The 25300-nt window shown below is 38.9% G+C and carries 10 protein-coding genes and 1 tRNA gene; 9 read left to right on the top strand and 2 right to left on the bottom strand.

Annotated elements, in window-relative coordinates:
* Nucleotides 1-2: 2 nt before the first annotated feature.
* Nucleotides 3-968 carry an AAA family ATPase gene (locus tag IPL24_02295; GenBank protein MBK8362532.1) on the top strand — a complete coding sequence of 322 codons (966 nt, stop codon included), beginning with the start codon at nt 3-5 and terminating at the stop codon, nt 966-968.
* 328 nt (nt 969-1296) lie between these two features.
* Here IPL24_02295 and IPL24_02290 read toward each other — a convergent pair whose 3' ends face one another.
* Complete coding sequence (locus IPL24_02290; protein MBK8362531.1) at nt 1297-3378, bottom strand: DNA mismatch repair protein MutS; 2082 nt, start codon at nt 3376-3378, stop codon at nt 1297-1299.
* A 200-nt stretch (nt 3379-3578) separates the two neighbouring features.
* Here IPL24_02290 and IPL24_02285 point away from each other — a divergent pair, with 200 nt between their 5' ends.
* From IPL24_02285 to IPL24_02265, 5 genes are all read left to right on the top strand, one after another.
* Nucleotides 3579-4757, top strand: a complete 1179-nt coding sequence (locus tag IPL24_02285; protein ID MBK8362530.1) for an aminoacetone oxidase family FAD-binding enzyme — start codon at nt 3579-3581, stop codon at nt 4755-4757.
* A complete protein-coding gene (locus IPL24_02280; GenBank protein MBK8362529.1) occupies nt 4702-7038 on the top strand; it encodes a TonB-dependent receptor in 2337 nt (778 codons plus the stop codon). The genes IPL24_02285 and IPL24_02280 overlap by 56 nt, the downstream gene beginning before the upstream one ends.
* A 274-nt stretch (nt 7039-7312) precedes the next feature.
* A complete protein-coding gene (locus tag IPL24_02275; protein MBK8362528.1) occupies nt 7313-8797 on the top strand; it encodes a S41 family peptidase in 1485 nt (494 codons plus the stop codon).
* A 7-nt stretch (nt 8798-8804) separates the two neighbouring features.
* On the top strand, nt 8805-10064 hold the full coding sequence (locus tag IPL24_02270; protein ID MBK8362527.1) for a T9SS type A sorting domain-containing protein: 1260 nt from the start codon (nt 8805-8807) through the stop codon (nt 10062-10064).
* 74 nt (nt 10065-10138) lie between these two features.
* The gene (locus IPL24_02265; protein MBK8362526.1) at nt 10139-10729 is read left to right on the top strand and encodes a YqgE/AlgH family protein; all 591 of its coding nucleotides are present in this window, start codon (nt 10139-10141) and stop codon (nt 10727-10729) included.
* 180 nt (nt 10730-10909) lie between these two features.
* On the opposite strand, the gene IPL24_02260 is transcribed toward IPL24_02265, so the two are convergent.
* A complete protein-coding gene (locus tag IPL24_02260) occupies nt 10910-11344 on the bottom strand; it encodes a GNAT family N-acetyltransferase (protein ID MBK8362525.1) in 435 nt (144 codons plus the stop codon).
* A 188-nt stretch (nt 11345-11532) separates the two neighbouring features.
* On the opposite strand from IPL24_02260, the gene IPL24_02255 reads away from it, so the two are divergent.
* From IPL24_02255 to IPL24_02245, 3 genes are all read left to right on the top strand, one after another.
* A tRNA-Lys gene (locus IPL24_02255) sits at nt 11533-11605 on the top strand.
* A gap of 1429 nt (nt 11606-13034) precedes the next feature.
* Nucleotides 13035-20726: a hypothetical protein gene (locus IPL24_02250; protein MBK8362524.1), complete on the top strand. Its 7692-nt coding sequence runs from the start codon at nt 13035-13037 to the stop codon at nt 20724-20726.
* 129 nt (nt 20727-20855) lie between these two features.
* Nucleotides 20856-25268 (top strand): hypothetical protein, encoded by a 4413-nt coding sequence (locus IPL24_02245; protein ID MBK8362523.1) that lies wholly within the window; start codon nt 20856-20858, stop codon nt 25266-25268.
* Nucleotides 25269-25300: the final 32 nt, after the last annotated feature.

Here is a 25300-nt window from a genome sequence, read left to right as displayed (position 1 = left end):
GTATGTCAAACTACAATTCCGACGTCGAAGCAGTTCAGGATCTTGTCCAGAAATATAAAAAGTTAAGAGCTGAGATCGGTAAAGTAATTATCGGTCAGGACGAAGTCGTTCGCGATGTTCTCATCTCTATTTTCAGTCGTGGACATTGTCTTCTGGTCGGTGTACCGGGGTTGGCAAAGACATTACTTGTAAATACCATTGCCCAGACTTTAGGTCTTACCTATAACCGGATCCAGTTTACACCGGATCTGATGCCATCAGATATTATTGGAACAGAAATTCTTGATGAGTCAAGACAATTCAAATTCATTAAGGGGCCTTTGTTTGCGAATATAATTTTAGCAGATGAGATCAACCGGACGCCGCCGAAAACACAATCTGCTTTGCTGGAATCAATGCAAGAGTATGCAGTAACAGCGGCAGGAAAGAGATATGCATTAGATCAGCCGTTCTTTGTATTAGCAACTCAGAATCCAATTGAGCAGGAGGGAACTTATCCTTTACCGGAAGCACAGCTGGATCGTTTTATGTTCAACGTGTTTTTAACGTACCCGGAGTTTGAGCAGGAATTAGAAGTAGTTAAAAACACGACATCAGATTTCCGGCCGAAGCTTGAGAAGGTTATCAGTGCTCAGGAAATATTATATTTTCAGGAATTGGTAAGAAGAATTCCTATTCCTGATAACGTTCTCAAGTATGCCGTAACTCTTGCAACAAAAACTCGTCCGAATACGCCTTCCGCCAGTGCAGAGATCAATAACTACTTAGCTTGGGGAGCAGGCCCGCGGGCATCGCAATACCTTGTAATTGGAGCTAAGTGTCATGCTGCATTAAATGGAAAATTCTCACCGGATATAGAAGATGTAAAAGCAGTTGCAGTTCCTATTCTTCGTCATCGTATCGTTCGGAATTATCGTGCCGAGGCGGATGGTGTAACGATTGAGAAGATCATTGCGAATTTATTTTAGAAAAAATAAACACTAAGAGCACAAAGTTCACAAAAGTACACGGAATTTTTCCGTGCTCTTTTGTGAACTTTGTGCTCTTAGTGTTAAAAATATCATCCCTTATAGAACTATCCTACGGGGTCACGAAGCTTTAAGCATAAGTACAAAATCCGAAAATAAAAAAATAAATACTTAGAGCACAAAGTTCACAAAAGTACACGGAATTTTTCCGTGCTCTTTTGTGAACTTTGTGCTCTAAGTGTTAAAAATATCATCCCTTATATAACTATCCTACGAGTTCACGAAGCTTTTAGCATAAGTACAAAAATCCGAAAATAAAAAAAGGGAATTATTTTTCAGCTACTTCCAGATTCACAATATTAACCTCCGCCATAATATTCCCAAAATTTACATAAACAATATTCTTTTTTATCTTTTCGACAGTGCCGACGTTTTTACTGCGGAGCATTCTTACTTTTGAACCGACTTTAATTTCTGCTGAAAGTTTTTCGATGAGTTCTTTTTTTCGTTTCGAGATCTTTTCAGGGGTATTATCTGCAGCACGCTTCTTTTTTTCAGCCGTCATTGAACCGACGAACTTTTTAATGATCTCCTTTTTGTCTTTCGTTTTTTCCCATTCAAGTGCTAAGGCTTGAGTCTTTCTGCCAAGTTCAACAAGCTTCCGGATCTCTTCGCGCTTCTCATTGTCCTTTTCCAATTTCTCTTTCATCTTATCTGAAAGTAAATTGTATTTTCCTGTAGCAGCTTCCGATTTTTCACGACTGTCTTTTAGTGCTTTCAGTTCTTCTTCCAGCTGATTTTTCTGCTGGTGCAGTTCAGACAACATATTGTTTAATTTCAATTTGTCCTTCTGAATTTTTTTCCGGGCACGATCGATCACATGTTTAGGAAGACCGATCTTTTCAGCAACTTCAAAAGTGTATGAACTTCCCGGCTGTCCGACGAGCAATTTATATTTTGGCATCAATGTCTCCGGGTCAAAGAGCATAGAACCGTTAAAAACGCCATCAAGCTGATCTGCTAAAAGTTTGATGTTTGTATAATGAGTAGTGAAAATTCCGAATGCTTTACGTTTATTCAATTCTTCCAAAACTGTCTCGGCAATTGCACCACCAAGTTCAGGATCAGTTCCTGTACCGAATTCATCGATGAGAATAAGCGAGCGATTATTGGCAATCCGCAAAAATTGATTCATGCGGATCAACCGGGAGCTGTATGTACTTAATGCATATTCTATCGACTGACTGTCGCCAATATCAGCAAGAAAATGATTGAAGAAACACATCTGCGATTTTTCTTCTGCAGAAATAAGTAAGCCGCTTTGAAGCATCAATTGCAACAAGCCAAGTGTTTTTAATGTGATCGATTTTCCCCCTGCATTTGGTCCGCTGATGATCAGAATTCTTTTTTCCTGATCAAGCTTGAGAGTAAGTGGTACAACCGGTTTTAACTGTGCCTTATTCTGAAGATAGAGCAGTGGATGTACTGCATTGTATAATTCAACAATGCTGTTTTTACTTAGTTGTGGCAAATTGCCGTTTATGTCAATTGCAAAAAGGGCTTTTGCTCTTACAAAATCCAGCTCACTTAAAAAGTTGTGATAGTTTTTTATCAGAAATGAATGTGTTCGTAGATTGTCTGTGAGTTCACGCAACAATCGCCGGATCTCATTCCGTTCGTCTTGTTCGAGTTCAGAGATGTCGTTGTTTAGTTCTACGAGTTCATCGGGCTCTATGAAAGTTGTTTTTCCTGTATCACTTTTTCCATGTACCAGGCCTTTTACATCGCGTCTGTATTCTGATGGGACTGCTAAAACCCTGCGGTTATTATAAAAATTTTCTTCATTGTCACGCAGCCAGCCTTTCTTTTTCATTTCATTGATGAACGAACGAAATCTTTTATCAGCTTCCCGGCGTTTTGAAAATAGCGCCGAACGGATCTCCTGCAACTCCGGAGATGCATTGTTCTTCATCATCCCATGTGCATCAATGATCTCACTGATCATTTCGATGACAGCATTTGTGATGTAAACTTTTTCAGCAAGGGTTTTTAAAGTGACAAATGAATCGATCCGTTCTTCGAAAAATTCAAGGATACTGTTTACCGTAACAGAAGCCGAACGGATTCTGCTAAACTGAATTTCACTAAGAACAGAATTGGAGATCACCAAAAGATCAGCTTCCTGTTCAAAGTCTTCAAAAAAAGTATCCGGAAAATATCCGCGAATTGCAAGAGTCTGCTTGTATTCATCAGTCTGCTTGAGCATGATCGTCAGCAAATCCCTGCTGGTTTCCGGTGCAAGCAGTTCAGCCTTTTCTTTAGACCTGCGGCAACGGCAATATTCAAGAACATGTTCTCTTATCTTGTCAAACTCAAATAATTGTAATGTATCTGTTCCTGAAATGTTCATTCTAAATCTGCACTTTTTGCGCCACAAAGATAGTTTCTTATTTCAAAATTTCTTCGATTGATAAACGCCTATTTTAGAATGTTTGCAGGTTGACAGGTTTACAGGTTTGCAGGTTGCCAACCTGTAAACCTGTAAACCTGAAAACCTGTTAACTGTTAACCAACTTTTCCTCTTATCTTGGTCCCCAATCCCTCCCTGTCTTGAGAAAAAAAATCGCTGTCATAGGTGCCGGAGCTGCCGGATTTTTTGGTGCCATCAGAATGAAAAGTCTGTTGCCACATGCCACAGTCATCGTCTTTGAAAAGAGCAACAAAATGCTTGCAAAAGTAAAAGTCAGTGGTGGCGGAAGATGCAATGTTACTCACTCGTGCTTTGAAGTATCTCAATTGATAAAGAATTATCCTCGTGGATCAAAAGAACTTCGTCAGGCATTCATGCAGTTTGCTTGTGGAGATACAGTAAACTGGTTCTTCGATCGAGGAGTAGAATTGAAAACAGAATCGGATGGCCGCATGTTTCCGGTCACAAATGATTCACAGACCATTATTGATTGCCTGATGGAGGAAGCAGAAACTTCAGGTGTTCAGTTTTCACTTGGAAGCAACATAAAAAAGATAGCCGGCAAAAACAATCAGATTGAACTGACTTTTGACAACGATGATTCAGAGCTCTTCGATGCTGTACTTATCGCAACCGGTGGACATCCGAATAAATCCGGTTTCAATTGGATGTTTTCAACAAATCACAGTATTGTTGATCCTGTTCCGTCGCTCTTTACATTTAATTTCAGGGATAAAACAATTTCAGCATTAATGGGCATAAGTGTACCGGACGCGCAGGTAAAGATCGTTGGTACAAAACTGGAATATAGTGGTCCGTTATTGATAACCCATTGGGGAATCAGCGGTCCGGCCGTACTTAAACTAAGTTCATTCGCAGCACGGCAATTAGCAGCAATGAAATATGAATTTTCAGTTGCAGTCAACTGGATCAATAAAAAGGAAGGGGATGTGAGAGACCTCATTCTACAAGTGAAAGCAAAATATCCAAAGCGAACACTTTTCAGACTCAATGAAATTGAATTGCCTAAACGATTATGGGAATATATATTATACAAATTGAAAATTGACGGCGAACAGATCATCGGAAATATTTCGAAGGATACTTTAAACCGAATAGTGAATACGCTCGTGAATGATCAGTATGAGGTTAAGGGAAAAACAACTTTCAAAGAAGAATTTGTGACTTGTGGCGGAATAGACTTATCAGAAGTAGATTTCAAAACAATGGAAAGCAAACTGATACCGAATTTATTTAAGAATGATGAGAAGAATTGTACCAATACTGATTATACTATTCACAATATCCAATTTTGCTAATGCACAACATACTGTCAGTGGTATAGTTTCTGACAAAGCAGATGTAACACTTTTGCATGAAGGTGTTACAGTATATATACCGGAGTTAAACAAATCCGATATTTCAAAAGAAGGTGGTACGTATATTTTAACCAATGTCGGTATCGGTACTGTGCACATACGATTTTCGAAAGAAGGTTATCAGACTGAAGTAAGAACGATTTCAACTTCCGACAGTGCTGTCGTAATTAACGTTGAACTTGTTAGATCCATTCTTTCTCCGGAAGTAACTACGCAGACTAGTTTTCATAACCAGCTGCCTATGAATTCTATTTTACCTGTTGCCGTATATTCAACTAAAGAACTTTCAAAACATGGCTCGATCGATGTGATAAGTTCACTGGCATATAATCCCGAATCAGAAGTGATCTCAGACGGAAATGGAAATACACATTTGTCCATCCACGGCTCCGGAATAAATCGTGTAGGATATTTTGTAGAAGGAACTATGCTGGAAAGTAATTTTTGGGATGATTATTATTCACCCGGAATTAATTTCAACGGAATAGAAAATATTGAAGTTGTAAGTAGTGCAGCTTCTTCCATACTCGGTTCAGGATCTTTTGGTGTTGTCATTCTGCAGGATGAGCGAACACCGATTACAGGGAAGAAAACAGGAGATGTAAAACTTCGTTTCAATTCGAATACTGTTGGTTTAGACGGACAGGCAGGTTTTAAGGGTTCGTCGGCAAAAGGGCTGTTTTACTCTTTGAGATTTGGCTTTCAATCAGAGACAAGTTATATTCAAGGTGGAGATTCAACAAAGGTGGTCAACACGGAAGAGCGTGCCTTTGCCTCTAACAGCAAATTCAATTCTTCTGATGTAAAAGCAACAATCGGTTTAAATAAAAAATGGGGAATGAGTAAAATTACTTTATCATCTCTGACACATAAAAATGGAATAATAGAAATACCTGAAGAAGCTCAGAACCTGGCAGACGGAATAGAAAGAGATCGGAAAATTTCAACTCCATATCAGGAAGTGCAAAATAATCTGTTCAGGTCTACTACAACTCTCTTTGTAAAAAAATCTTTGATTGCAATTGATCTTTCCTATCAGATGAATGAAAATAAAACATTCATGAACAATTTTGAAAACGTAATTGAGAATACTGATGGGCTCGATCTTGCAGCGATAAATTACAACATCCGGTATGCAAGCAATCCGTTAAAGAAATTTGCTTTCAATATAGGTGCTGGAGGGAACATGAAAGAAGTTAACAACAAAGGTACCTTCAGCCGGATTCCTGATGCAAAGGAATCGGGACAAAGAGGCTTTGCTAATATAAATTATACATGGAAGAGATTTTTAATTCAAGGTTCGGCGCAGGCAATAATGAAAAATGTTGAATTGAAAACATATAAAGGTTTAAACGATACATCTTCATCACGCTCAGCAATAAATTTTAAGGACGATTATTTATCAATCAATTCATCAGGTTCAATTTCCTATCAGCCTTTGAAGTTTTTAACTTTCAAGATCGGAGCCGCGTCAGGATCTGAAACACCAAATTATCTTCAGCTCGCGAATTATTCATTACATACGAGAAAGAATAGATTTGAGATAGGAGATCTGTCTTTGAAACAAGAATCAAATCTGCAATATGATCTGAATATAAAGCTGGAATTTCCTGCTATTGCAATAGAGATGAAAGGATTTTCAAACATGATCAAAGATTACATTTATGCATTTGATTCAGGTATTGATACAATTCTCCCGATAGATTCAAATCAGGTTGATACGTTTAATATATTCAGATATGATCAGGCAGATGCTTCGATCAACGGAGTAGAAATTGGAGTTACGATAAATCCACCAGCTGCAAAATGGATAAAACTTCAGCTTTCATATAGCATGTTGGAAGGAAAATTTGATGGTGCAGGATATTTACCCGAAATTCCTTCCAACAAATTAACTGCTGCTCTTACAATCAAAAGTGAAAAGATGAATTATCTGTACAAACCATTTTTAACCCTGGCAGCAAGAAATTATTCAGAAAGAACCAACATTGCATCAACTGAAAAAACGAGTGAAAGTTATTTACTAATGGATTTTCATTTAGGTGGAAGTTTCCGTTGGGGAAATCAATTTTTTGACCTGACGATCTCTGCAAATAACGTTTTGAATACTAATTTCTACAATCAATATTCTTTGCTTCGCAATCTGGGTACAAATGGAGTTGAGGATATGGGAAGAAATGTATCAGTTCAATTGCATGTTCCTTTCGGACTTGGGAAATAGGAGTGAAAAGGGAGTCAAAAATGTTGAAAGGATGAATTTTGAATTGATTTGAGTAAAACCACGATGATTTGTGACATTTCATTTAATATTTCCCGAGGATTTAGCGTTTTCTTAACATCATTTGCCCTTATCTTTGTGTTACATAATAAAAATTAAGTATGTTGAAAAATTCAATCAATAAAATTAGTTCGTTTCTTCTTGGCGGTATTTTTTATCGTCTCAGATAACAGCTCAGTTAGCTCCACCGCAAGACAAGTTCAATTATGCACTGGAGTTGATTAAATATGCATACGTCGACACGGTAGATTCTAAAAGACTTACTGAGGATGCATTAAGAGCAATGGTTAAAGATCTTGATCCGCCTTCAGTTTATATTCCTGTTGAAGAAATGCGGGAAATGAATGAGCCTTTGGTGGGAAGGTTTGAGGGCATCGGAGTTCAGTTCAATATCCATGAGGATACAATTCTTGTAACTCAACCTATTCCCGGTGGTCCTTCTGAAAAATTAGGCATTCGTGCCGGAGACAGAATTGTCAAGATCGATGGAAAAGGTGTTGCCAATGTTAAGATCACTAATAATGATGTCTTCAAAAAACTCAGAGGTGATAAAGGTACAAAGGTTATTGTGAGTATTTATCGTCGTGGTCTTACAGACTTGATCGATTATACAATTACACGCGATCAGATTCCAATTTTTTCACTTGACGCTGCATATATGGTAACACCAACAATAGGTTATATAAAAATTTCCAGATTTGCTGATTCTACAGTTGATGAATTCAAAGCAGCACTTGCAAAACTTAAGAAGAGTGGGCTTGAAAGTCTTATTCTTGATCTACAAGGAAACGGTGGCGGATATCTGAACAGAGCAGTAGAACTGTCTGATGAATTTTTATCGGAAGGAAAAAAGATAGTTTTCACCCGTGGTCGTACAAGTCCGCCGGAAGATTATAATTCATCAGTGATCGGTGGCTGGGAAAAAGGAAAGCTTGCCATTCTTGTAGATGAATCTTCAGCTTCAGCGAGTGAAATCGTTTCAGGAGCAGTTCAGGATTGGGATAGAGGACTGATTATAGGTCGACGTTCATTCGGAAAAGGTCTTGTTCAAAAACCATTTCAATTGCCTGATGGTTCTGCAATCCGTTTAACGGTTGCACATTATTACACACCTTCAGGTAGAAATATTCAGAAACCGTATAAGTTGGGTGAAGAAGACGAATACGAACTGGATTTCTCAAATCGGGTTAAAAGTGGTGAATTATTCAGTGCTGACAGTGTGAAATTTGAGGATTCAACAAACTATTATACCAATTCAAAAAGGCTTGTGAAAGGTGGCGGTGGTATTATGCCGGATCTTTTCGTACCTTTAGATACGAGTAACAATTCAACCTTCTATACTGACTTGTTACGAAAAGGAGTTTTAGGTGATTTTAGTTTGACTTATACAGATAATCACCGTGCAGAATTACTTAAGAAGTATCCGAACATTGAAGCTTTCAAAAGCACTTTTGTTCTTGATGATAAGTTATTCGGTGAATTTCTTGCTGCCGGTGAAAAAGCCGGTGTGAAGAAAGATGATGCCGGATTAAAAACTTCCGAAGCTGCATTGAGAATTCAACTGAAAGCATTACTTGCCAGAAATCTCTGGGATACAAATGCATATTTTGAAGTGATAAATGATTTGAATAATGCATTAAAGAAAGCGATTGATGCTATCAATGGAAATACATTTGAAAAAATGAAAATTGCAGCTAAATAAATTACGAATGTTCAAACTAACTTTAAGAGGAATGATCATATCATTCCTCTTCTTTATTTTACAGGGAAATTCTTTTGCTCAGATATCAGTAAACTATCCTGTTAAATTTTTGTCGTGGAATATCCTGAATTTTCCAAATTCAAATCCTACTGCTGATTCAGCTTTGCGTTTTCCTGAATACAGAAAAGTAATGCAATATTCCAATCCGGATCTGGTGGTGACAATGGAGAACACTTCTGCTACAGGAGCAGGTTGGTTTTTATCGAATGTTATGAACTCCGGACAAGGTCACTTTGCGCAAGGAACATACATTAATGGTTATGATTCAGATAATGCAATTTATTATAACGATTCACTTTTTGAATTTATATCGAATGTGCCAATCATAACTGCACTGCGGGATATAAGTCATTATACACTGAAGTTTATCGGAACAGGAGATACTATTCATATTTTTGCAGTTCATTTAAAAGCGAGTCAGGGATTTGAAACAAATCGTCGCGATGAAGTATTATTACTGAGGGATGTTACCAATGCTTTTCCTGAAGGAACAAATTTTCTTGTAGCAGGTGATTTTAATTTCTACAGTTCCTTCGAACCGGGGTATGCAGCTTTGTTGTATGATAATGGAATCAACGATGGAAATTTTATTGATCCGATAAATATAAGTGGCACCTGGAATTATTCCGGATATGCACGGCACCATACGCAATCGACCCGACTGAATTCAGTAGGCGGTGGTTCAACGGGCGGTATGAATGACAGGTTTGATATGATCCTTTATTCAAATGGTGTAGCACTTCCGGATGGGGTTTATTATGAGCCGGGAACTTTTAACAATATTGGTAACGATGGAAATCACTTTGACCGGGCGATCAATAATGGACCAAATGCTGCTGTTCCTTCTAACATAGCAATGGCACTTTACAATTGTTCCGATCACTTGCCTGTGGAAATGATCCTCAAATTTGGCCGGACGATTGGAATTGATGAACTGAATACTTCAGTAAGTTCTATGGAAGTTTTTCCAAATCCGGTGACAGAGCGATCTGTCGTGCGCTTCAATCTTTTGAAACGTGAGGAATTGAAACTTTCGATCAGTGATATGACAGGAAAGTTAATTTCGGAAGTACAGCCTTCGTTTTACGAAAATGGCGAAAATATGATTGAATTGGGTTTGAGTCCCAATGTAAGTGCCGGCGTTTATTTGCTAACCCTTTCAGGCGATAAAGTACTGATAAATAGGAAAATAAATAGTTGTAAATAGGGATAAACAACTGGTTTTTTTTGAAAAAAATGGCTTAAAATGCCGGAAACATTTTTAAACCTTCGGAGTTAAAAATGGTACGAGCCGAATCCGGTATGAAAAAGAAAGCCAAAACTTTACCTAAGCCATTTGTAGGAGCACTTTTGATCTCAGAGCCATTTAATCCTGAGCCTACTTTTAAGCGTTCCGTTGTGTTGATCAGTCAGCATACCGGCAAAGGTTCAATTGGATTCATCATCAACAAACCAACGCAATTGAAAGTATGTGAAGCGCTGGACGATTTTCCGGAGTTTGATGCTTGCATTTACTGGGGTGGATCGATCAAACTTGATTCGATCTATTACATACATTCCATTCCACATTTAAAAGGAGCGCATAAGATTTCGGAAGGTTTGTATTGGGGTGGAGATTACCAACAATTAAAACTGATGATCGAAGCTGAAGAGATCAAACCGGAACAGATAAAATTTCTTGCCGGCTATTCTGCATGGCATAAAAAAGATCTGCAGGAAGAATTAAAGACAGATAACTGGTGGATCACTGAAGCGGATGCTTACGATATTTTAATTGAAGAGCCTACAGTTATGTGGGGAAATGTACTACAACGTATGGGACACGTTTATGGAATTCTGAATGATTTTCCGGAAGATCCGAATCTAAATTAGGTCAAAGTTCAATGTTCAATGTTCAAAGTTCAAAGTTGGCTTCGTAGTATGCTATGAAGCCAACTTTGAACTTTGAACATCGAATAACACTCAAATGAACTTTTGTCCAGTGCGTTTTTGAATTCATGATTAATGTTTCCTGTGCGCGGTAAGACAAATGCAGGCAGGTAGGATTAATTACTACTCGCTAATTACCGCTTTTGCAAAATGAAAAGATGTAATATTAAACCCATGTTTCAGATAGAGTCGATGTGCATCATAACGTGCGGGATTGCATCCTGAATCCAGATGAACCTGAGCGCAACCGTTTTCTTTTGCGACAGAGGTAATGTGATCCAACAGAGCAGAAGCGTAGCCTTTTCCGCGTGCTTCAGGGAGTGTTGTGAGATCATCAATGTAAATTGCTTTTCCCCAATGTAAGTGTTCTGCAAAACGATATCCGGAAGCTGCCAGAGCAATTCCATTTTCTTCAATGAAGATCAGTTTATATCCTCGTGTTGCCATATCTTTAATTATGTCAACAAAGGAGTTTTTTTCTAAATGCGGACGAAGCGTTTTCATGACCAAAAAACACTTTTCGATCGATTCGTCTGAATTGGCTGATTGAATGTTCATAAGTGGATAATTTTCTTCTAAATTAGTGTGATTTCTTTAACCTTCATTTTAAGGTATTTACAGATTAAAACGCTCAAAATGGTGATTTCTTCTGAAAAAAATGCACTTTTTCCTCAATTATTTTTCAACAAGACGAGGTATTACGCTGATTAATTCTATTTTTGCAGCCGCTTAAAGAAACAAGTACTGATTCCGTAGCTCAGTTGGTAGAGCAATACACTTTTAATGTATGGGCCCTGGGTTCGAGTCCCAGCGGGATCACATCGCAAACTAAACCCCTGATAATCACTAGATTACAGGGGTTTTTTCGTACCTGATATTTATGTCTTCTTTTTAATTTAAAAATCATTTTCAACCGTTTACCCAGAGATTCAAATTTATTTTATTGCTTAGATCCATTCCGTTGGTATATTGAAATATTTGATCATGGTTCATACTCCTCTTATCTAACTGATAGGCTGGACTCGAACGATTTAAAGTTCACCGGATTTTTAATTTCAATTTATAAAAACAGGTTTGGTCAGATAGATCCGAATAGTACCGAGCCATTAAAATATTTTCAATAAACAATTTTGGATCTTCTTAAAGGATGCAGGATAATTATCAAGTCTTAATTCCATTTCAGGTTGAGATTATTTCGTGTCAGTTACTTTTAACATTATTTTCACTCATTTAATATTACTCCATCTATAAATTGAAAAATATTTCGAGTCGATTTTTTTGAGATAGGTACATAAAATGCCATATAAATATTTATTGTTGAAAAGTAATTGAACATGAATTATTGGCTCATATGTTTTGTTTTTTTTATTAAAAGCGGATATTATGCCCCAAACAACCTGTCTTTACTGAGTTTACATGAAAGGTTAATATTAAAATCATTTTGTTCTTTAAATATTATTTCTAATTTAGTGCCCCTGATAAAAAAATTATAAAAGTATTTCAATCAGAAACAAGCAATAAATTTTAATTTCAATAATGAAGTTAGACTGTTGTTTAAGTTTGGAATTAGAAGTTTATAGCATTGATTTATTATTTGCCTTTTTTGACTTTTTACCAGATCAATATCGGCACTAAATAATTCATGAATCATTTAGATTGCATTAATTTATTTTAATAGACGAGAAAATAAATTTATTTCAAAATGATTCAATGAAATTTAATTCTTGATAACAACTATACAGCATATTACTAACAAACACACTTAAATCAAACACAAACCGCACTTCTGAACTCACTCAGAATTATTCTAGTTAACCCACGAAAATTGTCTTGAAATTCGAAACACTCATTTATTCTTGATAGTAACGTGACTCAGTCTTGAGATAGGATTGGTTTGCCTTTTGGTTTTTGTATTATATGGTCAATAATGAACACATATATGATGAAAACACAACATTTAATTAATTCGAAGTTGTTTTTATTTTTCACTTCTGTTTTATTACGTGCTAAATTTATTTTAAGCAAATCAGGAACGAATTTCCCAAACTACAAAAGCAAGGATTTTTTAGTACATGAATTTGTAGTGTTCAGTTTTTTAAAATCTGTTCCGCAACACGACAAATTGAGACGATTGCGAAAGACTTTACAATAATAAAGTCTTTCAACATCAATTTACAAAATAATTATTTTTAAGCTCCGATACCGGGCATTCTCTCCTTCCCTTTAAAACAAACAAAACAAACATAACATGAATCCTAAGAACTACACACTTAAAGGTCAAAATGCAAACGCTGCAAACACAGACTTACAAAATGTATTTCATTTCAGAAAACCGACATTCGCTATTATAGTACTGTCGATTTTATTTTTTGCAACAGGGCTAGAGAAAAGCTGGGGACAAACACCTTATATAATGTCCGGTGGAAATTATTCTGAAGATTTTTTAAATATATCCAATTCTACCAACTGGCCAAATGGATTTAATGGAACAGATTGTGTTGAATGGAGTTCTGTTCTTGTTAATTCTACCGGAACAGTCGGAGATGGAGTGAAAACCTCAACAAGTACAGCTACATTTGCATCAGGTTCCGGCGGTGGAGTTCAAAGAGGTTCTGCCACGATTGTTTTGCTTTCAACCAGTACAGCAAACTCATGCGCAATTGATCTATTTCTGGATTTCACGGGAAGAAATGCCGGTACGATCAGTTTCGACGCTGCAACAGTATTTAATTCTACCGGAAATCGAGACTCAAAACTGAAGTTGTTCTATTCGACGGACGGAACAATTTTTACGGAATTGACAGGAACAAACCTGCCTTATGCTGCAAGGAACAATGTCAGTGGAAGCGCAAGTATAACAAGTATTGCTTTACCGGTTGCATTCAATAATTCAGCTACAGCAAGATTGAGATTTTATGAACATAGTACTTCTACAGGTGGTTTACCATCACCTTCAGGTTCTCAACCTAAAATTTCAATTGATAATATTTCTGTTACTTCTACATCTGCAACAGTAACACCAACACTCACTGCCGGCACAGGAACAGTAGATGCAGATTTTGATATCACTTTTACTGATGATCCGGCTTGGAGAGCGGCAGTTACTTCTGTTAAATACGGAGCAACAACATTGACATTAGGAACAGATTATTCATTCGCTGCAGGTATTTTAACTTTAAAACCAACAGGAGGCAATGGAGCATTACACATAGCAGGAACTGAAACAGTCACTGTTATTGCAACAGGATATACAGATGCAACAGTTAGCCAACCAATCGGTGCCGGAGCTGACTTTCAACTTGCAATGGATGTTGAGCCGACTGCACCAGCTTCAAATGGTGCAGCATTAGCAGTTCAGCCAAGCGTATTTATTCAGGATCAATATGGAAATGCAACAACAAGTACAGCAATTGTTACAGCGAACACCGGTTCTGGATCATGGACACCGACAGGGTCGACAACTGCAACCGGAGTTAGTGGTACTGCTACTTTCAGTGGACTATCAGCAACAAGTGCGGCAGCGGTAATTGGTGCAACAATTAGTTTCACATCGCCCGGTTTAGTTTCTGTTTCATCAGCATCATTTAATATTCCGGCACCGGCAGGCTTAACACCTCCAACATTGGTAGCCGCAACTGCAACAGTTGACGCAGACTTTGACATTACATTTTCTGATGATGCTTCATGGAGAGCTGCTGTAACATCGGTAACGTATGGTGCTGCAGTTTTAACACCAGGAACAGATTATTCACTTTCTGCAGGGATATTAACTTTGAAACCAACAGGTGGAAATACTGCATTACATGTTGCAGGAACTGAAACGGTGACAGTTTCAGCACTTGGCTATGATGATGCATCAGTTATGCAAACAATTGGAGCTGGAGCAGACTATCAACTTGCTATAAATATTCAACCAACTGCACCTGCACTCAACGGCGGTGTATTGGTAGATCAACCAAGTGTATTTATTCAGGATCAATACGGAAATGCAACTGCAAGTACTGCTACAGTTACTGCAAATACAGGTTCCGGAGCATGGACTCCGGGAGGAAGTACTACTGCCAATGGCGTAAGTGGTACAGCTACATTTAGTGGTTTAACAGCAACAAGTCTTAGTTCAGTAACAGGCGCAACAATTGATTTTACAAGTCCCGGGTTAGTTTCAGTTTCTTCGGATCCATTTAATATACCGGCACCGGCAGCAGATCATATTGTCTTTGTCAATACTCCAACTGACGGTGTAACCAACTCATATTTGAATTCATTTACAGTTGAAGCTCTCCGAGCAGACAATTCTCTTGATAATACATTTACAGGAAGCGTTGTAATTAGTATTGCAACCGGTTCGGGTACATTGCTTGGAACACTTACAAAAAATGCTTTTGCAGGAGTTGCAACATTCAATGACATTAAATTAGATGCTGCTGATACATATACTCTGAATGCAAATTCAGGAGCGTTCAGTCAGATCACCAGTGGTTCAATTGTAGTAATTTACCCAATCGCTAAATGGACATTCGATGCAAGCACAATTGCCACACCGGGTCCTACAGCTATTTTTACAGTTGGTTCTGCATTAGCTGAAGAAGGATTACAAACTTCAGGTTCAGAGTTCAGTGCCTTACATGCAAGCTCAGCTACAGTATGGGCAGCGAATGCAGGGAACGGATCTGTTCGATGTGCAACATCAGATCATTGGGCTCTGAATGATTACTATCAATTCCAAGTCAACACATCAAATTTCCATAGCATCGGAGTTTCATTTGAGCAAACAGGTAGCAACACCGGACCAAATAATTTTATTTTCAGTTATAGTCCCGATGGTGTAAATTTTACAGTGGTGTCGAATTTTAATATCACAAACGATAGCTGGTCTGCTACTACACCTAAGAGTGCTTCGAAACATTCTTTTGATTTGAGCGCAGTCACAGAACTTAACGGACTATCGTCAGCATATTTCAGGTTAGTTTGCAATTCTACCAATGCGATCTCAGGTTCATTTGGAACCGGCGGAACAAACCGTGTAGATAACTTTACAGTAACCGGTACAGCATGTACAAGCCCAACTTCATTTGCAGTAACCGGCGGCGGGTCATATTGTACAGGTGGCAGCGGAGTAGCTGTTGGACTGGCAAGCTCTGAAACGGGAGTTAATTATCAATTGATACTTGACGGAGTAACGAATGTTGGATCACCTGAAGCAGGTACAGGTCTGGCAATTAATTTCGGAGATCAGACAACTGCAGGAACCTACACTGTGGTGGCAACCAATTCTACCACATCATGTACTGCATCAATGTCAGGAAGCGCAGCAGTTTCAACAACAGTATGTGCACCTGCTTGTGGTGTTACCAATGATTTCAGTGCTGCCGTAACAACCGGACCGGTTTCTGCTGCAAACACTTGGTATACCGATCGATTTGCCCCTTCAGGATTTACTTCACCAGTTGTATTTGGTGGAGATGACCGCTTACAAGTAAATATTGATGCAGCAGATTGCGAAACATGCCGTGGTGGATTCAACGGAGCATTCTATAATACACAAGGTCGTAAGTTCGATCTTCCTGCCAGTACTATCAGTTCTCAGATCGACCTTTATGTTCCTTCTGCTTGGGCAACAACAAATAAACGCATGGCAGGATTTTGGGCTACAGCATTTGATGCAGGTAATGCCGTTTCTGCCTTCCCGATATTAGAATTTACAAGTGACCTTAGCGATCCAAGATTCCGTGCCTACGAAACAGGAACTGGAACGTGGATCGATATGGGATTACCTACCGGTTTCAGCTACGATACATGGGTTACATTGAGAATTGATTTATTGCCAAGCGGCGAATTCCGTTACAGTGTAAATGATCTTCGTGCTGAAACTTCAACTAGTGCTCCTGACGCAAGTGTTCAATTGGGAAATGTAATTTTACAAGGACACAACACACTTGCAGGAGTGACTTATGATATTTATTGGGATAATTTTACGTACTCACCTATATATGCAAATGTAGTTTCTGCAGGTTCACTTACATGTACAACAGGATCAGTAAATGTTACTGTATCCGCAGTTGGAGGAGAAGCACCGTATTCAGGTGAAGGTACTTTCAACGTTGGAGCAGGAACTCATACATATACTGTGACTGATAATAACAGTTGTTCAAATACAGCTTCAATAATTATTTCAGGAGCTCCTGCACATACAGGAACAAAATGGTATGTAAATGATAACAGTTTGTCAGCTGACGTATTTACAACAGCAGTTGGAAACGCAGGAAATACAGGAACTGCTACGTGTCCGTTCTCAACGATTTCTCAAGCTATCGCTGCTTGTGTTGCAGGAGATACTATTTATGTGGATGCAGGTTCCTTCAATGAAAACATTGTCATCACTAAAGCCCTTACTTTAATTGGAAGTGGTCCGGCGTCGACAATTTTGACACCAACTGTAGCATGTACAGGTGATGGTATTTCAATAGGTGTCGCAAATGTAAATATTTCGAATCTTGCGGTAACCGGATTTAATTACGGAATACGTACTTCATCTTCAACTATTAATTTATATAATGTAGAAAGCAATTCAAATTGCCAGTATGGTATAAATACCGGAAATGGAACGAATGGTCTTTCAATTATTAAGTGTAAATTCAATAACAATAATGTTGGCGGCTGGAGAGCAGGAACAGGCGATAATGTAAGCAACGTTTTAATGGATAGTTCAGAAGTTAAAAGCAATGGAACAACATTAAATGGTTTTGGAATTTTCATCGCTGCAGGAACACCGGCAGCAAATACATTCGATTATATTACAATTAAGAATTCTGATTTCAGTAACAACCTTGAGAAAGGAATGTACTTCGAGAAATTGAGACATGCATTGATCGACAATGTAGTAATTGACAATTCCGGAGTTGATCCGAATTATGGATTTAATAATGGTATCGATATCAATCTTAAATATGATTCTTATTCAGATATCACCATTCAGAATTCTACAATTACAAATTGTGGATCAATGGGAACTGCTTCAGCAATTAATAATCCATCAGCATTAGCGATTAAAGCACGTGACGACAGTCCTTCATATAACACTGATCCGGCGTCCCTTTCAGGATTTGTAATGATGAATAATTATATCAGTGGACCTGTAAATGGATTACGTATTGGTGAATTCAATAAAGTAAACTCTTCACCAACCGGAATTACCGTTACAAATAATGATTTTGGAAATAGCTATTCAAATAATGCAGTACTTAATACTACTTCAAACACTGGTATCAATATCAGTTGCAATTGGTATAACACTACAAACAATTCAGTTATTGCCGGATTACATTCTAACATCGCTTCATATACTCCATACTTAATTGGAGGAGCTGATGGTTCTGTTAATCCGGGATTCCAACCTTCTGCAAGTTGTACTGGTCTGCCTTGTTCAACTGATAATGATTTCAGCTCCGCGGTAACAATTGGTGCAACTGCAGCCTCGAATACATGGTATACAGATCGTTTTGCTCCGGCAGGATTTGTTTCACCGGTTGTTTTTGGTGGTGATGCACGTTTACAACAAAGTATCAGTGCATCTGATTGTGAAACCTGCAGAGTTGGATTTAATACGGCTTTTTATAATACACAAGGAAGAAAGTTTGATCTTCCTGCCGGTACAAGATCATCACAAATTGACTTATATATCCCATCTGCATGGTCAACTTCAGGAAAACGTATGGCAGGATTCTGGGCAACAGCATTTGATATAAGTGATGCTGTTTCCGGTTTTCCAATCCTTGAATTCACAAGTGATCTTAGCAATCCAAGATTCCGCGCCTACGAAACAGGAACAGGAACGTGGATTGATATGGGCTTACCTTCAGGATTTACTTATGATTCTTGGGTGACGTTAAAAATTGATGTATTGCCAAGTGGTGAATTCCGCTATAGTGTAAATGATCTTCAGGCCGAAACTTCAACAAGTGCTCCTGATGCCAGCGTTAGACTTGCCAATGTGATCTTACAAGGGCACAATACCCTTGCCGGAGTAACATATGATATATATTGGGATAACTTTACCTATTCACAAATTTTTGCAAATGTTGTAGTAACAGGTGCATTGGATTGTAACGTTAGTTCTGTTTCCATTAATGTTTCAGCAGTAGGAGGACAATCACCATATTCTGGTGAAGGGACTTTCACTGTTGGTGCCGGAACTTATACTTACACTGTTACTGATGCCAATAGCTGCTCAGCTTCTGCAACAACTACGGTTACAGCAAGCTTTGCTACACCTGTGCACAACACAAATACCGGCTTGAACTATTGTACGATTCAGGCAGCGATCAATGCTGTTCAAACTTTGAACGGACATTCGATCACTGTTGATGCAGGTACATACAATGAAGATGTAACAGTAAATAAACAATTGACAATTACAGGAGCGGGTATCGGTTCATCTATTGTAAGTGGTCCGATCGGTGGCGGTGGATCGACATTCCAGGTTTCAGCAAGTAATGTTGTGATCGATGGATTCACGATCACTCGTGATGGAAACAATACAACTGACTGGAATAATTCAGGATTGAATTCAGCAGGTATTGCTATTCAGGGATTGACAGCTTCAGCAGAAGTACGGTATTGTGAGATCACGGGTATGCGTACAGCAATTGATGTGAATAACAGTAATGGAAATAATTTCCATAACAATAACATTCACTTCAACCGTACAGGATTGATCTTCCGTAATCAGACGGACAATACAACATTGACGAATAACTTCATCAGCGACAACTGGACAGTCGGAGTATTATTCCTTGATGCAAGTTCAGGAACGAACATTCCTGTTCAGAGTGCAATCAACAGTAGTTTTAATAATAACGACATCAGTGGCAACTGGTATGGTCAGATCGTAGATCGTCAGACAGGTGGATCATTACCTGCAGCAGGAAGCAATCTGAAAAACTTCACATGTAATTGGTACGGAGTAATATCTCCTGTAGTAAGCACATCAAATAGTGCTGAGCCGGGTTATTCAGCGCAGATCCCGGTAGCTTATGGCGGATCAGCAGTAGCACCGGGTGGCCAACCGGATATCTTAGGAGCAGCTTCAGCGAACTTTGTTTATACACCATATTTGACAGGTGGAACAGACTTAGGTGGAAATGCTAACGATGGTTTCCAACCGGCAGCGGCATGTTCAGCTCCTTGTGCGTTGATCGTTTCGACTTCATCTACAAATACTACATGCCCATCAAATAATAATGGCACGGCGACAGTAACGATATCGAGTGGTGGAGTTTCACCATATACATATTTATGGTCAAATGCTGCAACGACATCAACAATCTCAGGACTTACCGCAGGTACTTACACAGTGACAGTTACGGATGTAAATGGATGTACAGCTTCATCAAGTATTGCAGTAACCGCAAGTTTAGCGGGACCTGTACATAATTTAAATACAGGATTAAATTATTGCACGATCCAGGCAGCGATTAGTGCTGTTACAACTTTGAACGGTCATACAATTACAATCGATCCGGGAACATACAATGAGCAGGTTCTGGTTAATAAAAGTCTGACAATCCAGGCATCATCTACTCAGCCTACAGTTGATTTTACAGGAACAGTAAGTGGTAAACCAGCCTTGTTTGATATCTCTGCAAACAATGTAACGATCGACAACATACATTTCAATGTTGATCTTTCAAAATTGAAAAGTGCAATCATTGCAAGTGGTGCGGCTATTGATAATATCATAATTCAGAATAATATTATTGATGCATACGGAACACCGGCTGCGGGTACTTATTCAGATCGCAATGCAGTGAGCATTAATTATACGGGAAATACAAATTACCGTGTTGCAACAGGTGGTGTGAACAGCATTACATTTGACAACAACACTGTAAATGGAATTCTTCCACAAAGCTTCTTCCGTGCAGGTATTGGCAACGGATGAGTCTGGAGGAACTTTCACAACAATACACTTCAGACAATTAATCACGATGTAGTAGTCCGTTTTGGAAGTAATGGAAATATTACAATTAGCGGCAACAACTTTAATGGTGGCGGAGTTGAACTTGATGATATGAATGCAGGAGCAGGAATTCTGACAGTATCGAATAATATCTTCGATGCAACATTTGCAAATTCATCTGCACCGGGAACAGCTGTTTTACGTCTTCAGAATAATTACAATTCAAAAACTACCAACGTAAGCGGAAACACTTTCTCGAATCATGAATGGGCGATAAGTAGTGCAAACTACAATAGCCTTACGATCGATAATAATACATTTACACCACTTAGCGGTTCAATTTCTTATCATCACATTGCAATCAACAATAAGTCGATCAGTACGAATTCAAATACGATCGTACAGGTAACGTTAGGAGCAATCGTAACCAACAATACTTTTAACGGTTCAGGTGTTTCAGGAGGTACTGCTATATCATTCCATAATCACGATAACGACAATGCCAGCTATGGTACTTTTGTTATTGGTGGTGCCGGTAATGAAAATGATTTTAATGCCAATATTGGTAAAGTGATCTATCTGGATCATCAGTCAGGAACAAGTTCAGGTTCAACTTTCCCTGCATATACCTCTTTGATAGGGGCAGGAGCAGGAGCTTTAACAACAATGGGACTTTGGGCTGTAGATGTTGATGCAACAAATAATAATTTTGATGTTGGATCAGGATTACAATTGCCTTCTGCAATGAGTTTGAGCAATTTGTTTTCACTCGAAGATAGAATTCAACATTCAATTGATGCAAGCGGTCTTGGTTTTGTACGTGTGAAAGCAAACAATGACTATGTTACAGTTAATAGCTTTGCATCACCATTATCTACAACAGCAAAAATTCAACGCGGTGTAAATGCTGCTTCTAACGGTCATACAGTTAATGTTGGCCCGGGAAGTTTTGACGATAATGTTCTTGTCAATAAAGAAGTAAATGTTTCCGGCCAGGGTCAGGGTATTACAATTGTTTATCCGGCAACAAGCAATCCAAATTGTGGTGGTGCAGGTGGCGGATCAATTTGCGCAGGTGGAAGTAATATTTTCTTAGTGCAGGCAAATAATGTTACTATTCATGACATGACCATTGATGGAGACAATACATCGCTTACAAGTGGAACTATTGCAGGCGGAGCTGATCTGGATGCACGTACAGGAATTATTACTGATCATATACTTGGTGTTTATCAAAATCTTGAAGTTTATAACACTACTGTACAGAATATTTATCTGCGAGGTATATATGCTTCTACAGGTGGTTCGTATAATTTCCATGATAATACGATCAATAATGTTCAGGCAAATGCTGCTTCAATCGGAATGTTCAATTTCGGTGGAGCAGGAGCAATGACAAATAATATTGTCAGCAATTGTAATGACGCCATTGCTTCGAACTGGTCTACTGGAACTGTCTTCTCAGGAAATACGGTAAGTAATTCTGGAAGTGGAATTCATTCAGATAATAATGGTGGTTCAGGTGGAATTGCAGATATCATTACAGATAATCTAGTGCAAAACAGTAATCTGAACGGATATGGCATCTGGGTTTTTGCACCTTATCGTGCAGTTCAGGTAACGAATAACACAGTTAATAATGTTGATGTCGGTTTGACTGCAGCCGGACAAAATGCAGCTGTTACAACAACCTTCTCCGGAAACGTAGTTGATGGACAGAACAAAGTTAACAGTACAGGAATGTATGTAACAACAAGTCTGTTTGGATTTGGCAGTTCAAATGTTTCTGTCGACTTTAATAATAATTATGTTGTAAATAATGCAGGTGACGGATTCTATCTTGAATCTCAGGCATCTCAGACATTAACATTAAATGCACATAATAATTCTATCACATCTAATTCTCCATACAATGTTGAAAAAGGAGTAGGTGCTTCAGGTGCCGGTACATTTACTATCGATATGACTTGTAACTGGTGGGGAAGTACGTCACCGGCAACAGTAGCTTCGGGAATTTCAGGTAGTTTGAGTTACATTCCATATTTGAATGATGGAACGGATAATAACATCAGTATTGGATTCCAGCCACTGGCGGTTTGTTCTGCTCCATGTGCTTTGACAGTTTCAGGATCAACTACAGATGCCACTTGTCCTTCTAATAACAATGGTACAGCATCTGTAATCGTTACAGGTGGTGGAATTTCTCCTTATACATTTTTATGGTCAAATGGAGCTACATTATCAACAACAGGTGGATTAACTGCAGGAAATTACACTGTAGTAGTTACTGATGTAAATGGATGTACTGCATCTGTTACTGTGACGGTATCTGCGAGTCTTGCAGGTCCTGTTCATAATACAAACACAGGATTAAATTATTGTACGATCCAGTCAGCGATCAATGCAGGAACTACCTTGAACGGACATTCGATCACTGTTGATGCAGGTACATACAATGAAGATGTAACAGTAAATAAACAATTGACAATTACAGGAGCGGGTATCGGTTCATCTATTGTAAGTGGTCCGATCGGTGGCGGTGGATCGACATTCCAGGTTTCAGCAAGCAATGTTGTGATCGATGGATTTACGATCACTCGTGATGGAAACAATACAACTGACTGGAATAATTCAGGATTGAATTCAGCAGGTATTGCTATTCAAGGAATGACAAGTTCAGCAGAAGTTCGTTATTGTGAGATCACAGGTATGCGCACAGCGATCGATGTAAACAACAGCAATGGAAATAATTTCCATAACAATAACATACACTTCAACCGTACCGGATTAATTTTCCGTAATCAAACGGATAATACAAGTGTGATGAATAACTTCATCAGTGACAACTGGACAGTGGGAGTCTTATTCCTGGATGCAAGTTCAGGAACGAATGTTCCAGTTCAGACAGCAGCAAACTGTACGTTCAACAATAACGACATCAGTGGCAACTGGTATGGACAGATCGTCGATCGTCAAACGGGTGGTGCTTTACCAACGCCGGGAGCGAATCTGAAAAACTTCACATGTAACTGGTACGGAGCAATAACTCCTGTAGTGAGCACAGCAAATAGTGCAGAGCCTGGCTATTCAGCACAGATCCCGGTAGCTTATGGAGGATCAGCAGTAGCACCGGGTGGACAACCGGATATCTTAGGAGCTGCATCAGCAAACTTTGTTTATACTCCATACTTAACAGGTGGAGCAGACTTAGGTGGCGATCCAAGTGATGGATTCCAACCGTCAGCATCTTGTTCAGCACCATGTGCACTAATTGTATCAGCAACATCAACCGATGGAACATGTCCGTCATTCAACAATGGAACAGCATCTGTAAGTATCACAAGTGGTGGTGTATCGCCATATACTTATTCCTGGTCAAATGGAGCAACAACATCATCGTTGAGTGGTCTATCAGCAGGAACGTATACAGTTACAGTAACCGATGTTAATGGATGTACAGCAACAGCAAGTGTAACAGTATCTGCAAGTCTTGCAGGTCCGGTTCACAACACAAATACCGGCTTGAACTATTGTACGATTCAGGCAGCGATCAATGCTGTTCAAACTTTGAACGGACATTCGATCACTGTTGATGCAGGTACATACAATGAAGACGTAATAGTAAATAAACAATTGACAATTACAGGAGCGGGCATCGGTTCATCTATTGTAAGTGGTCCGATCGGTGGCGGTGGATCGACATTCCAGGTTTCAGCAAGTAATGTTGTGATCGATGGATTCACGATCACTCGTGATGGAAACAATACAACTGACTGGAATAATGCCGGATTAAATTCAGCAGGTATTGCAGTTCAGGGATTGACAGCTTCAGCAGAAGTACGGTATTGTGAGATCACAGGAATGCGTACGGGAATTGATGTGAATAACAGTAACGGAAATAATTTCCATAACAATAACATTCACTTCAACCGTACAGGATTGATCTTCCGTAATCAGACGGACAATACAACATTGACGAATAACTTCATTTCAGACAACTGGACAGTAGGAGTTTTATTCCTTGATGCAAGTTCAGGAACGAACATTCCTGTTCAGAGTGCGATCAACAGTAGTTTTAATAATAACGACATCAGTGGCAACTGGTATGGTCAGATCGTAGATCGTCAGACAGGTGGATCATTACCTGCAGCAGGAAGCAATCTGAAAAACTTCACATGTAACTGGTACGGAGTAATATCTCCTGTAGTAAGCACATCAAACAGTGCTGAGCCGGGTTATTCAGCACAGATCCCTGTAGCTTATGGCGGATCAGCAGTAGCACCGGGCGGACAACCGGATATCTTAGGAGCAGCTTCAGCGAACTTTGTTTATACACCATATTTGACAGGTGGAACAGACTTAGGTGGAAATGCTAACGATGGTTTCCAACCGGCAGCGGCATGTTCAGCTCCTTGTGCATTGATCGCTTCATCATCATCAACAGCAATTGCATGTAATGGTGGATCAGCAACAGTAATTGTAGCAAGCGAACAGGATCTTATACCGATGGAACATTTACAGTAACAGCAGGAATATATACTTATACTGTAAATGAT

It is taken from the genome of Bacteroidota bacterium (assembly GCA_016711505.1).
Taxonomy (GTDB): Bacteria; Bacteroidota; Bacteroidia; order AKYH767-A; family 2013-40CM-41-45; genus JADKIH01.
The sequence above is the reverse complement of the archived record's forward strand: the minus strand, read 5'-3'. Positions and strand labels throughout refer to the sequence as shown.